The sequence below is a fragment of the Streptomonospora litoralis genome (assembly GCF_004323735.1).
Lineage (GTDB): Bacteria > Actinomycetota > Actinomycetes > Streptosporangiales > Streptosporangiaceae > Streptomonospora > Streptomonospora litoralis.
In genome coordinates, this window is sequence record NZ_CP036455.1 from 3038401 (window position 1) to 3050501 (window position 12101).

At 74.5% G+C, this 12101-nt stretch carries 13 protein-coding genes; 7 read left to right on the forward strand and 6 right to left on the reverse strand.

Going from position 1 to position 12101, the window contains the following annotated elements; translation table 11 throughout:
- The first annotated feature begins 102 nt into the window (after positions 1-102).
- Positions 103-1026 (forward strand): Gfo/Idh/MocA family protein, encoded by a 924-nt coding sequence (locus tag EKD16_RS13060; RefSeq protein WP_131098636.1) that lies wholly within the window; start codon positions 103-105, stop codon positions 1024-1026.
- Between the two features lie 64 nt (positions 1027-1090).
- Here EKD16_RS13060 and EKD16_RS13065 read toward each other — a convergent pair whose 3' ends face one another.
- A complete protein-coding gene (locus EKD16_RS13065; RefSeq protein ID WP_131098637.1) occupies positions 1091-1993 on the reverse strand; it encodes a LysR family transcriptional regulator in 903 nt (300 codons plus the stop codon).
- A gap of 97 nt (positions 1994-2090) precedes the next feature.
- Here EKD16_RS13065 and EKD16_RS13070 point away from each other — a divergent pair, with 97 nt between their 5' ends.
- The 4 genes from EKD16_RS13070 to EKD16_RS13085 all read left to right on the forward strand — a co-directional run bounded on the left by EKD16_RS13070 (position 2091) and on the right by EKD16_RS13085 (position 5859).
- Positions 2091-3020 (forward strand): serine/threonine dehydratase, encoded by a 930-nt coding sequence (locus tag EKD16_RS13070; RefSeq protein ID WP_131098638.1) that lies wholly within the window; start codon positions 2091-2093, stop codon positions 3018-3020.
- Positions 3021-3150: 130 nt separating this feature from the next.
- Positions 3151-3819, forward strand: coding sequence for a lysophospholipid acyltransferase family protein (locus EKD16_RS13075; RefSeq protein WP_131098639.1), 669 nt, complete (start codon positions 3151-3153; stop codon positions 3817-3819).
- A gap of 223 nt (positions 3820-4042) precedes the next feature.
- The gene (locus tag EKD16_RS13080) at positions 4043-4855 is read left to right on the forward strand and encodes an SAM-dependent methyltransferase (protein ID WP_131098640.1); all 813 of its coding nucleotides are present in this window, start codon (positions 4043-4045) and stop codon (positions 4853-4855) included.
- A gap of 194 nt (positions 4856-5049) precedes the next feature.
- A complete protein-coding gene (locus EKD16_RS13085; RefSeq protein ID WP_242676954.1) occupies positions 5050-5859 on the forward strand; it encodes an SAM-dependent methyltransferase in 810 nt (269 codons plus the stop codon).
- A 68-nt stretch (positions 5860-5927) separates the two neighbouring features.
- Here the strand turns inward: EKD16_RS13085 and EKD16_RS13090 are convergent, their stop codons facing one another.
- Together EKD16_RS13090 and EKD16_RS13095 are read right to left on the reverse strand one after the other, a co-directional pair.
- On the reverse strand, positions 5928-7439 hold the full coding sequence (locus EKD16_RS13090) for an aminopeptidase P family protein (RefSeq protein WP_242676955.1): 1512 nt from the start codon (positions 7437-7439) through the stop codon (positions 5928-5930).
- A 207-nt stretch (positions 7440-7646) separates the two neighbouring features.
- A complete protein-coding gene (locus EKD16_RS13095; protein ID WP_131098642.1) occupies positions 7647-7862 on the reverse strand; it encodes a DUF3099 domain-containing protein in 216 nt (71 codons plus the stop codon).
- A 172-nt stretch (positions 7863-8034) separates the two neighbouring features.
- On the opposite strand from EKD16_RS13095, the gene EKD16_RS13105 reads away from it, so the two are divergent.
- Positions 8035-8946, forward strand: a complete 912-nt coding sequence (locus EKD16_RS13105) for an alpha/beta fold hydrolase (protein WP_242676956.1) — start codon at positions 8035-8037, stop codon at positions 8944-8946.
- 43 nt (positions 8947-8989) lie between these two features.
- On the opposite strand, the gene EKD16_RS13110 is transcribed toward EKD16_RS13105, so the two are convergent.
- Positions 8990-10024, reverse strand: a complete 1035-nt coding sequence (locus tag EKD16_RS13110) for a nitronate monooxygenase (RefSeq protein ID WP_131102490.1) — start codon at positions 10022-10024, stop codon at positions 8990-8992.
- An 82-nt stretch (positions 10025-10106) separates the two neighbouring features.
- The gene (locus tag EKD16_RS13115; RefSeq protein WP_131098643.1) at positions 10107-10547 is read right to left on the reverse strand and encodes a TIGR03618 family F420-dependent PPOX class oxidoreductase; all 441 of its coding nucleotides are present in this window, start codon (positions 10545-10547) and stop codon (positions 10107-10109) included.
- Positions 10548-10820: 273 nt separating this feature from the next.
- Here EKD16_RS13115 and EKD16_RS13120 point away from each other — a divergent pair, with 273 nt between their 5' ends.
- Positions 10821-11045 carry a hypothetical protein gene (locus tag EKD16_RS13120; RefSeq protein ID WP_131098644.1) on the forward strand — a complete coding sequence of 75 codons (225 nt, stop codon included), beginning with the start codon at positions 10821-10823 and terminating at the stop codon, positions 11043-11045.
- Positions 11046-11136: 91 nt separating this feature from the next.
- Here EKD16_RS13120 and EKD16_RS13125 read toward each other — a convergent pair whose 3' ends face one another.
- Positions 11137-12099 carry a threonine ammonia-lyase gene (locus EKD16_RS13125; RefSeq protein ID WP_131098645.1) on the reverse strand — a complete coding sequence of 321 codons (963 nt, stop codon included), beginning with the start codon at positions 12097-12099 and terminating at the stop codon, positions 11137-11139.
- Positions 12100-12101: the final 2 nt, after the last annotated feature.

Genomic DNA, 12101 nt, shown 5'->3' on the forward strand with positions numbered 1-12101 from the left:
GGACCGGCCGCGGCACCCCGCCGCCCCGCCGCGGCTTCCGGCAGGGCGGCCGGGAACAATGGCCTGCGACGCGCATCGCGACCGGCGGAGAGGAGCCGCGGCATGGGCCTGAAGGTGGGACTGCTGGGCACGGGTTACTGGGCCCGGGAGACGCAGGGGGCGGCGCTGGCCGCCCACCCCGAGATCGACTTCGCAGGGGTGTGGGGGCGCAACGCCGAGCGCACCCGGGCGCTGGCCGACCGCTACGGGGTGGCCGCCTACGCCGACTCCGACGCCCTCTTCGGCGACGTCGACGCCGTCGCCGTCGCGCTGCCGCCCGACATCCAGGCCGAGGCCGCGCTGCGCGCCGCCCGCGCCGGCTGCCATCTGCTGCTGGAGAAGCCGGTCGCCTTCTCCACCGAAGCCTCCGGCGCCGTCGCCGCCGAGGCGGAGCGGCGCGGCCTGGCAAGCGTCGTCTTCTTCACCATGCGCTTCTCCCCGCGCATCGACGCGTTCCTGCGCGAAAGCGCCGCGGTCGGCGGCTGGGACGGGGCGCGGGCGAGCATGCTCATGCCGGCGCTGACCACCGACAGCCCCTTCGCCCAGTCGCCGTGGCGCCGCGAGCGGGGCGGCCTGTGGGACATCGGCCCGCACGCCCTGTCGGTGCTGCTGCCGGTGATGGGACCGGTTGCGGAGGTCACCGCCGTAGCGGGGCCGCGCAGGACTACGCACCTGCTCCTGGGCCACCGCGGCGGCGCCGTCAGCTCGCTCGCGCTGACCCTGGAGGCCCCGCCCGAGGGCATGCACCGCGAGTTCGTCTTCTTCGGCGAGAACGGGGCGGTGCCGCTGCCCGACGCCGGCCAGGAGCCCGCCGAGGCGTTCGGCGCCGCGATCGACCGGTTGCTGCACGGGGTGCGCACGGGTGAAGCGGAGGAACCCTGCGGCGTCGGCTTCGGCCACGAGGTCGTCGCGGTGCTGGAGGCGGCCCAGGCCGCGCTGGAGAGGCGGGCGACGGTGGCGGTGGAGGCCGCGGGCAGCGGGGCCTGAGAACCCTCCGGCGACGGGTGCCGGTGCCTCGGCGCCGCTCGGCGGTGCTGAGGCGCCCGCGGTGTCAGGGCCCGGTGCGCCGCGCCGAGCGGCGCAGCATGTCGACCATCGCCGGCACCGGCGCGGGCGGTCTGCGCCGGTGCACGATGGAGATCTCGCGCTCCAGGGCCGCGCCGCCCGGCGGTTCGGCGACCCAGCCCGATCCGGGCGCGGCGTCGAGGATCATCCGCGGCACCAGCCCGATGCCCACGCCCGCGCGGATCAGGGCCAGCATCACCTCGTAGTCGCGGGTCTCGTAGGCGACCGACACCCGCACGCCCTCGGCCGCGGCGGCGGCCTCCAGCGCGATCCGGTTGGAGATGCCGGGGGCGCCGCAGATCCACTCCTGGTCGGTGAGGTCGGCCAGGCGCGGTGCGGTGCCCGCTGCGGTATGCCCCTCGGGCAGCACGAGCAGCAGCGGGTCCACCAGGATGCGCTCGCGGTGCAGCCCGGTCGCCGCGGGCGGCTGCACACCCGGGTAGCGGTGGGTGATCAGCAGGTCCAGCTCGCCGGAGGTGACGAGCCCGTAGCCGTCGGGCGGCTCCACATCCGAAAGGGACAGCCGCACCTGGGGGTGGGCCTGCCCGAAAGCGGCCAGCGCGCCGGGCACCAGCAGCTTGCCGGCGCTGGCGAAGGCGCCCAGCGACAGCCGCGCCGGGGCCTCCCCGGCCGCGGCGCGCACAGCGGACTCGGCGTCGCGCAACTCCCCGACGACCCGTTCGCCGTAGGCCAGCAGCACCCGGCCGGCCCGGGTCAGCCGCACCCCGGTGCGCGAGCGCTCGACCAGCGGGCAGCCAAGCTCCCGCTCCAGCTTGGCCAACTGCTGCGACAGCGCGGGGGCGGTGAAGGACATGCGCTCGGCGGCCGCGGTGATGGATCCGGCGTGGGCGACCTCCACCAGCACCCGGATGCGGTCGGCGTCCAGCAACGCGCTCCCTCCCGCACACGGGCGGCCCATAGCTCTGCTTAATCATCCTAAGCAGGTTCAACTTCAACTTATGTATTCTGCGCGGCAGTCTGGAAGCATGACATCCACGCCCGCTGCGACGACCTCGCTGCCCACACCCGCCGACGTCGACGCCGCGCTCGACCGCATCGCCCCCTACGTCCGGCGCACGCCGGTACTGAGCACGCGCGTCGGCGGTCGGGCACTCACCCTCAAACTGGAGCACCTGCAGACGACCGGCGCCTTCAAGCTGCGCGGTGCTCTCAACGCCATGCTGGCCGCGGGCGCGCCGCAGCGGGTGGTCACGGCGTCGGGGGGCAACCACGGACTGGGCGTGGCCGCCGCCGCGCGGATGCTGGGCGCCGAGGCGCTGGTCTACGTGCCCGAGACGGTGCCCGAGGTCAAGGCGCGCCGCCTGGAGGAGTCGGGTGCCGAGCTGGTCCGCACCGGCAGCCACTACGCCGAGGCCGCCGAGGCGGCGCGCGCCCGGGCCGAGGCGGAGGGGCTGCGCTACCTGCACGCCTACGACGATCCCGACGTCGTGGCCGGGCAGGGCACGATCGGCGCCGAGATCGCCGCCGACGCCCCCGAAAGCGACTGCGTCGCGGTGGCAGTGGGGGGCGGCGGCCTGGTTGCGGGCGTGCGCCTGGGCGCGGGGCGGCGCCGCGTTGTCGGGGTGGAGCCCGAGGGCTGCCAGAGCCTGCACGCCGCATTGGCGGCGGGCGAACCGGTCGCCGCGCCGGTGGACTCGGTGGCGTCCTCGGCCCTGGGCGCCGCGCGGGTGGGCGATGTGCCATTCGGGGTACTGCGTCGGCGCCCCGTCGAGACGGCGCTGGTCACCGACCCCGAGATCACCGCCGCGCGCGACCGCCTGTGGGACGAGTTCCGCATCGCCGCCGAACCGGCCGCCGCGGTCCCCTTCGCCGCGTGGCTGGCGGGCCGGGTGCCCGGCGACAACCCCTGCCTGGTCGTCTGCGGGGCCAACGCGGCCTGGACACCGCAGGAGTAGGCCCTGCGGCGCAGCGGCCGCCGGAGCCGATCCGCTTCTGCCGTGCACACGGGCGGGCCGGCCACGGGGGCCGGGTGGCGGGCCGCTAGGGTTGGGCGGCGTGGTCGCGCCGGCGCCGGGGGAGGGCTCGTTGCTCTATGACGTGGTGCGCTCGGTGAGCGCGCGGGTGGGGCGCGGGCTGTACCGCCCCCGCATCGAGGGCCTGGCGAACATCCCCGCCTCGGGTCCGGTCATCCTGGCGGCCAACCACCTCTCCTTCTGCGACAGCGTGGTCATCCCGCTGGCGGTGCCGCGCCGCGTCCACTTCCTGGCCAAGGCGGAGTACTTCACCGGCCCCGGCGTCAAGGGCCGCCTGTCGCGCTCGGCGTTCACCGCCCTGGGCGCCGTCCCGGTGGATCGGGGCAGCGGCGGCGGGGCGATGGAGGCACTGGACATCGGGCTGCGCCGGCTCAAGGACGGCGGTGTCTTCTCCATCTACCCCGAGGGCACGCGTTCGCCGGACGGGCGCCTCTACCGCGGCCGCACCGGAGTGGCCCACCTCGCGCTGACCTCGCAAGCGCCCGTGGTTCCGGTGGGCATCACCGGGACCGAGCACATCCAGCCGATCGGCGCCCGGCTGCCGCGCATCGCCCCCATCACCGTCCGCTTCGGCGACCCGCTGGACTTCTCCATCGGCTACGGCCACCTCAAGACGGGCCGGGCGCGCCGCGTGGCGACCGACGAGGTCATGGCCGCGATCGGGCGGCTGACCGGCCAGGAGGAGGCCGGCGTCTACAACGACCGCGCGGCGGGCTACTGAGCGGCGCCGCCCCACTGCCGCCGCGTGGCCGATTGCGGTCAACCGCGCCCCAGCGGCCGCAGGCGCGCGGCGCGCCCCGCGCGTGCGCTCGGCCGGCGCCGCCGAATGCCCGGTGGCGGCGGCCGCCCCGGCACCGGTCCGGACCCAAGGACCCTCCACCGCGCGGGATGCGGTCGGCTATGCTCCGGACACGTTCCGTCCCCTTCGAGCCACGGGAACCGCATTGGCCGACGACACCGACGACGAGGCCGCCTCGGCACCTCCCTCCGTCGACACCACCGTCCCCCACTCCGCCCGCGTGTGGAACTACTGGCTGGGCGGCAAGGACAACTACGCCGCCGACCGCGAGGTCGCCGAACAGTACCGCGCCGTCTTCCCGGAGATCTCCGACCAGGCCCGGCACGGGCGCGGCTTCATCAAGCGGTCCGTCACCTACCTGGTGGGCGAGGCCGGTATCCGCCAGTTCCTCGACATCGGCACCGGCATGCCCACCGCCGAGAACACCCACGAGGTCGCCCAGCACCACGCACCGGAGTCGGCGATCGTCTACGTCGACAACGACCCCCTGGTCCTCGCGCACGCCAACGCGCTGCTCGTCGGCACGCCCGAGGGCCGCACCGACTACCTGCACGCCGACCTGCGCGAACCCGAGGACGTGATCGCCAAGGCACACAAGACCCTCGACTTCGACCGGCCGATCGCGCTGATGCTCATGGGCGTCCTGGGCCACATCGGCGACGACGACGTCCACCCCGTCGTCTCCCGACTCGTCTCGGCCCTGCCCCCCGGCAGCTACCTGGCGCTGTACGACGGGACCGACAGCGACCCCCGCGGCAGCGAGGCACAGGAGCAGTACAACCGGAACGCTCCCCTGCCCTACTGGCTGCGATCGCCGGAGTGGGTCGCCTCCGTCTTCGGCGGCCTGGAGATGGTCGCCCCGGGCTTCGTGCCCTGCCCCCAATGGCGACCGGAGGCCGCCGAGGTCGGAGCTGCCCAGCCCTCCATGACGCGCTGCGGGGTCGCCCGCAAGCTCTGAGTGCCGCCCCGGCGACAGGTGCTGTCCCGGGAGCGAAGCCGCCGGCGGAGAGCACCGCGACCGGTCGGCCACCTTGGCCGGTCGCGGTCACAGTGCGCGCGGATTCCCCGCGTGGCCGGGCCTCCCGCGAGCATCCGGTCCGGTAAAGGGCTATGCTCTCGGCACGTTCCGCACTTCGAGCCACGGGAAGCGAATTGACTGACACCCCCGACTACACGGCAGCCCCGACCTCCATCGACACCTCCGTCCCGCACTCGGCGCGGGTGTGGAACTACTGGCTGGGCGGCAAGGACAACTACGCCGCCGACCGCGAGGTCGCCGAACAGTTCCGAGCGGTGTTCCCCGAGGTTTCCGACTTCGCCAGGCAGGGGCGCGGGTTCATCCGGCGCTCGGTCGCCTATCTCGCCGACGAGGCCGGTATCCGCCAGTTCCTCGACATCGGCACCGGCATGCCCACCGCCGGCAACACCCACGAGGTCGCCCAGCACCACGCACCGGAGTCGGCGATCGTCTACGTCGACAACGACCCCCTGGTCCTCGCGCACGCCAACGCGCTGCTCGTCGGCACGCCCGAGGGCCGCACCGACTACCTGCACGCCGACCTGCGCAAGCCCGAGGACGTGTTGGAGAAGGCCCGCGCGACGCTGGACTTCGACCGGCCGATCGCGCTGATGCTCATGGGCGTCCTGGGCCACGTGCCCCAGGACGACGTCCACGGCATCGTCGGCCGGCTGGTGGCGGGCCTGCCCAGCGGCAGCTACCTGGCGCTGTGGGACGGCACCGACGAGGACGAGCGCGGCAACGAGGCCCTGCGCCAGTACAACGAGACCGCTCCCCTGCCCTACTGGCCGCGCGGTGCCGAGTGGATCACAACACTCTTCGACGGCCTGGAGCCGGTCGATCCCGGAATCGTCCCCTGCCCGCAGTGGCGGCCGGAGACGACCGAAGTGGGTGCGGTTCCGGCCTATGCCGCCTCGCGTGCGGGCGTCGCCCGCAAACCCTGATAGCGGCCGGTGCCCGAGACCGCGTCGGCGCCGCCGGTGCGCCGTCCGCGCACCGGCGGCGACTCGGGTCAGGAGCGGGGTAGGCGCTCGGCCAGCCATGCCTCGACGTCGGCGGCGGTGCGCGGCAGGCCCGCCGAGAGGACGCGGTTGCCCTCGGCGGTGACCAGCACGTCGTCCTCGATGCGCACGCCGATGCCGCGCAACTCCTCGGGCACGGTGAGGTCGTCGGGCTGGAAGTACAGGCCGGGCTCGACGGTGAGCACCATGCCCGGCCGCAGGTCGCCGTAAAGGTGCACCTCGGTTCGTGCACGGGCGCAGTCGTGCACGTCCAGACCGAGCATGTGGCCGGTGCCGTGCAGGGTGTAGCGCCGCTGCAGGCCGAGTTCGACGACACGCTCGGCCGGGCCCTCCAGCAGCCCCCATTCGACGAGGCCCTCGGCCAGCACGCGCTGGGCGACCCGGTGGTACTCCGTGAAGGGCCGCGCCGGGGCGACCGCGGCGATCGCGGCCTCCTGAGCGGCGTAGACGAGATCGTAGACGCGGCGCTGCACCTCGGTGAACCGGCCCGACACCGGCATGGTGCGGGTGACGTCGGCGGTGTAGAGCGTCGTGGTCTCCACTCCGGCGTCGAGCAGCAGCAGCTCGCCCTCGCGCACCGGGCTGTCGTTGCGCATCCAGTGCAGCGTGGTGGCGTTGCGGCCCGACGCGGCGATGGTGCCGTAGCCGACGTCGTTGCCCTCGACGCGGGCGCGCAGGAAGAAGGTGCCCTCGATGTAGCGCTCGGAGGTGGCCTCGGCATCGGGCAGCGCGGCGGCGACGTCGCCGAAGCCGAGCACGGTGGAGTCGACGGCGCGCTGCAGCTGGGACACCTCCCACTCGTCCTTGACCAGGCGCTGGTCGTGCAGCGCGACGGCGAGCTCCTCGTCGCGCTGCGCTGCGGCCTCGCCGCCTTCGGCCGCGTCCTCGCGCAGGCCGGCGACGACCTGCTCCAGACCGGCATCGTGGCCGCGCAGGATGCGCACCGGCGCATCGGGCGCATCGCGCAGCGCATCGGGCAGCCGGCGCACGTCGTCGGTGGCCAGGCCCAGCAGCTGGGCTGACTCCGCGAGGCTGTAGCGCCGACCGCTCCACAGTTCGCCGTGGCCGTCGAGCCAGAACTCGCCGTTCTCCCGGTTGGAGCGGGGGCGCAGGTAGCAGTTGGCGTCGTGGCCGCCGCCGGGCCGCGGTTCCAGCACCAGGCAGCCGTCGTCGGTCTGGTCGCCGCTGAGGTAGACGTAGTCGCACGAGGGGCGGAAGGGGTACTCGGTGTCGTTGGAGCGGGTCTTGAGACCGCCGGCCGGGACGACCAGCCGCTCGCCCGGGAAGCGCGCGCTGAGGGCGGCGCGGCGCTTGGCCGTGTAGGCCGCCTGCTCGATCGGCTCGACCTCGCGGATCTCGGTGTCGGCCCAGCCGGTGCGCATCCAGGCGGCCAGCTCCGCCGAGACCTCTTGGGCCTGGCCGTTCTTGCGCGGGGTGAACACCGGCTCCTCGGCGGCGCCGTTCTGCTCGGCCTGCGGACTGCTGCTTGGGTGTTCACTCACGGTGGCGCCTCCCGGACATGGCTTCGTGCTGGTAGGCCGCTTGTGGCGGCACGCTTCCATCCTAAAGCGCCGCCGGCCGCCCGACCGGCGGCGATCGCGGCCTGTGGACAACCGCCGCAGAGTGCCGTGCTTGCGCCCGGCCGCGCCACCGGAACCGACTCCCGCGGGTGCGGGGGCGCGGCCCTCGCCCCCGCCCGGCATACTTCGTCAGGCGTTCGGACCGTATCCGGTGTCGTCCTCCCGCGGGTCGGCGGGATCGGCGGTATTGCCCAGGATGACGGCGATCGGCGGGAGCACCATGGCCACCGCGCACATCGCCAGCGCCCACCCGGCGCCGAACAGGTAGTACACGGGCAGCGACCCGCCGAACAGGACGAGGCAGGTGGCCATCAACGCTGTGTAGCGGCGCGCTCGCCGTTTCATGCCTCCAGCGTATTCGCCCCGGGGCGGCTGCCCCGGGGCTGCGCGCCGCCGGCCGGCGCGCCCCCAAGCGGCGTGCGGGAAACGCCGGCGCCCGGCGTTCACCGCGGCGTCGGCCGACAGTCCGACCACCGCCCCGCCGCCGCAGGCCGGGCACGGTAGCCTGTCCTGCGCCGTGTTCCGCACCGCTGGACTGGAGGCCGCTATGGCGCACACCCTCGCCCCCGACACCGAGGCGCTGACTCTGCGCCACGGCGACCTGGAGTTCGACGCCCTGGCCGCCGGCCCGGCCGACGGCCCGCTCGTGCTTTTCCTGCACGGCTTCCCGGAGTTCGCCACCTGCTGGCGGCGGCATCTGGCGGCGGCCGCCCAGGCCGGGTACCGCGCGGTGGCGGTGGACCAGCGCGGATACTCGCCCGGGGCGCGGCCGCTCGACACCGCCGACTACACGATGTCCGAGCTAGTGGCCGACGTGGCGGCTTTCGCCGACGAACTGGGCGCGGCCCGCTTCCACCTGGTCGGCCACGACTGGGGCGGCGTGGTGGCCTGGTCGGCGGCCACGCTGCACGCCGAGCGGGTCATCAGCCTGACCGCGCTGTCCACACCGCATCCGGCGGCCCTGTCGCAGGCCCTGGCATCGTCGCCCGAGCAGCGCGAGGCGATGTCCTACGTCAAGCTGTTCCAGACGCCGGGGGCCGCCGAGGAGCAGTTGCTCGACAACGGCGCCGCGGCCTTGCGCGGCGTCTTCGAGGGCCGGGTCCCCGAGGACCTGGTGGAGGACAATCTGCGCCGGCTCGCCCAGGCGGGCGCCTTGACGGCGGCGCTGAACTGGTACCGGGCGATGACGCTGGAGAGCGCCTTCGCCGACGCTCCGGCGGTCAGCGTGCCCACGCTGTACGTGTGGGGCGACGCCGACGTGGCCTTCACCGCCGTGCCCGCCCGGGCCACCGGCGAGTGGGTGGCCGCCCCCTACCGCTACATCGAGCTGGAGGGGTTCTCGCACTGGCTCCCCGAGGAGGCGCCCGATCAGGTCGTTCCGGCGCTGCTGGAGCACCTGTCGGCGGCCGAGGAGGACGAGGAGGACTGAGCCGGTCCCCGCTGGCTACGGGGCCGGGCGGCCCACCCACGCCTCACAGGCCCTCGGCGATGCGGCCCACCACCTCGGCGGCCGGTCGGTCGGCTGCCGACCGGTAGCACGCCCCGGCCCACAGGTGCAGGGTCTCGGCGTCGCCGGCGCGGGCCGCGGCCGCGCGGAGGGGTCCGGTCATGTGGTGCACGTGGGGGTAGGCGCCGGGGGCGACCCCGCCGTGCTCGGCGACGAACCGGTTGGCCAGGGCGCGGGCCCGCCGCCCGCTGAACGCGCGTGTCACGGTGGTGCGGTCGAACCGCTGCTGAACCAGGGCGTCCTTGTGCACCTGCTGCGCGCCGCTCTCGGGGGTGCGCAGCAGCGCGGTGCCCAGCTGCGCCGCGACGGCCCCGCCGGCCAGGCAGCGCTGCACGGCCGCGGCGCCGGTGATCCCGCCCGCGGCCACGAGGGGGATGCGCACCCGGCCGCGGACCTCGGCCAGCAGCCGCGCCAGGGGGATGGTGCGTTCGTAAGTGTCCTCGAACGAGCCCTGGTGGCCGCCGGCCTCGGCGCCCTGGACGCACAGCGCGTCGGCTCCGGCGTCCTCGGCCGCTGCCGCCTCCTCGGCGGTCGTGACGGTGACCAGCACCTCGGTGCCGGTACGCCGCAGTGCCGCGATGTCGCCGGCCTCGGGGCAGCCGAAGGTGAAGCTCACGACGGGCACCCGTGCGGAGCGCAGCGCGGCCAGTTTGGCGCGGTAGTCGTCGTCGCCCCAGTGTGCGGGACCGGCCTCGGTGCCCAGGCGCGCGGCCTCGGGCGCGATCCGCTCGCGATAGGCGGCGAGTGCCTGGGGGTCGGCGGTGTCGCGGTCGGGGACGAAGACGTTGACGCCGAACGGGCGGCCGCTGAGCGCGCGCAGCCGGTCGACCTGCGCGGCCATCGCGTCGGCCGCGAGGTAGCCGGCGGCCAGGAAGCCCAGCCCGCCCGCGCCGTTGACGGCCGCGGCGAGTTCGGGGGTGCTCACGCCCCCGGCCATCGGCGCCGCGACCACCGGTACGTCGAGCTGCTCCAGGAACCCCAAGCCGCACCCTTCTGACATGCCAGACAAAACCGACTAGTAAGGATCGCACGCCGCCGCACGCCGCCGGTCGTCCGGTGCGGCGCGAAAGGCGGCGGGCCGGCTACATTCCGAGGATCCGCGTGGGCCTGATCAGTACGGCGCTGCGGCGCTCCTCGGCCATCGCCCGGTCGTAGGCGTCCCAGTCCTCGTGGGTGCCGCCGGCGGCGGTGAAGACGTCGCGCAGCAGCCGCCGCAGGGCCGCGGCGTCGACGCCCTCCCGCGGGTCGTCGTAGCCGACGAGGTCGGCCGTTCCCTCGACCGCGGTCCAGTGGAAGTCCGGCTGGAAGACGATGGTCGCCTGCGGTCGGCGGCGCAGGAACCGGAGTTTGGCGCTGGTGCCGGCACTGGTGAAGGCGACGGTCTGCGCGCCGGAGACGGGATGTGCGATGATCCCGGCGGTGACGACGGTGGACTGGACGGAGCCGTCAGCGCGGGTCGTGGAGACCACCCCGAGGTGGCCGGCTCGGTCGATGGCGGCCGCAGCGCCCTCAAGCGTCGTCATGTGCATCCTTTGCGGTCCGGGTGTGCTGCCAAGGGCGATCCTTCCCCGAAAAGCCGCCTCGGGAACGAAGACGCCGGACCCCTGGCCACCCTTCGCCGCCACGCGGCGCTCGGCATCCCGCCTGCATGCGGGGCCGGAAGACCCGCAAGCGGCAGTGCCGCCGGGAGTATGGCGCCCCTCACGTCCGCGAACGGCGACAACTTCCGTTAACACCGATTACGCTCGTTTGCGACGAGGTGTTCCAGTCCCGCCGAGCACGGAGGTGGCCCGCACATGGTCGACGACACGCTGCTGACCGCCGGGGTGGCCGCCATACTGGCCGGAATCGCGCTCGTTCTGCTCGGTGGCGCCGCATACATCGCCTACCAGGCGCTCGAACGCCGCCTCGACGCCCGGGCCGGCATCCCCGCGCCGGACGAGGAGGAACAGGCGCACCGTGCGGCGCCGCCTCCCGCGCGGCCCGAGAGCGCGCCCTCGCGCCAGCACCAGCCGGCCTGAAGCGCGGCGGCGACCGAATACGACCACCGGCCGGGTCTCCGCTATGCCGGGTATCGCGGGAGCCTTCGCCGCGTTGGCCGGAGCGGCCCTGTCAGCTCTGTGTCTCCGCGTCCCCGCTCGACACCGCCCGGGCCAGCACCTCCGGCAGCACGTTGCCTCCGGAGACGACGGCGACCGTCCGTCCGAAGGGCGCGCGTCCGGCGAGGTAGGCGGCCGTGGTCACGGCCCCGCTGGGCTCGGACACCAGGCGTGCGCTGCGGGCCAGCGTGCCGACCGCGGCGAGGATCTCCTCCTCGGTGACGGTGACGATGCCGTCGAGCCGCTCGCGCAGATGGGCGAACGTCAACTCCGAGGGGCCCACTCGGACGCCGTCGGCGACCGTGCGCTGAGTGCGCTCGGGGGGCCAGAGGACCAGTCGGCCGCGCTCCAGACTCTCCTTGGCGTCGGCGGCCAGTTCCGGCTCGACGCCCACCACGGCCGCTTTCGGGCACCGCGCCTTGAGCGCGGTCGCCACTCCCGCGGCGAGTCCACCGCCGCCCACCGGTACCAGCACGGTGTCGACGCCGGGCATGTCGGCGGCGATCTCACTGCCGACCGTGCCCTGCCCGGCGATCACGTCGGAGTGGTCGAACGGCGGGATCAGCGTCAAGCCCTCGGCACGGGCCAGTTCGCGGGCCTCGGCGGCGCGCTCGGCCGGCGGCACCGTCACGGTTTCGGCCCCGAAGGCGTGCATCGCCTCGACCTTGACGCGCGGGGCGCCCTGGGGAACCACCACGACGCATCGGGTCCCGTGGCTGCGGGCGGCATAGGCCAGCGCCTGTCCGTGGTTTCCCGAGGAATGCGTGATCACCCCGGCTTCGCGCGCCTCGGGGCTCAGCCGGGCCAGCGCGTTTCCGGCCCCGCGGATCTTGAACGCGCCGACCGGCTGCAGGTTCTCCGGCTTCACCCAGAACTCCCCGGGCGCCCAGGCGCAGGGAATCAGCGGGGTGCGCACGGCGACGCCGGACAGGCGCTCCCGGGCGGCGGCGACGTCGGCGGAGGTGATCAGGTCCATGC

Bases quoted from the DNA above. Each gene is read 5' to 3' on its own strand.
- EKD16_RS13060 (WP_131098636.1), top strand. From the start codon at position 103: ATGGGCCTGAAGGTGGGACTGCTGGGCACGGGTTACTGGGCCCGGGAG.
- EKD16_RS13070 (WP_131098638.1), top strand. From the start codon at position 2,091: ATGACATCCACGCCCGCTGCGACGACCTCGCTGCCCACACCCGCCGAC.
- EKD16_RS13095 (WP_131098642.1), bottom strand. From the start codon at position 7,862: ATGAAACGGCGAGCGCGCCGCTACACAGCGTTGATGGCCACCTGCCTC.
- EKD16_RS13110 (WP_131102490.1), bottom strand. From the start codon at position 10,024: ATGTCAGAAGGGTGCGGCTTGGGGTTCCTGGAGCAGCTCGACGTACCG.
- EKD16_RS13115 (WP_131098643.1), bottom strand. From the start codon at position 10,547: ATGACGACGCTTGAGGGCGCTGCGGCCGCCATCGACCGAGCCGGCCAC.
- EKD16_RS13120 (WP_131098644.1), top strand. From the start codon at position 10,821: ATGGTCGACGACACGCTGCTGACCGCCGGGGTGGCCGCCATACTGGCC.
- EKD16_RS13125 (WP_131098645.1), bottom strand. From the start codon at position 12,099: ATGGACCTGATCACCTCCGCCGACGTCGCCGCCGCCCGGGAGCGCCTG.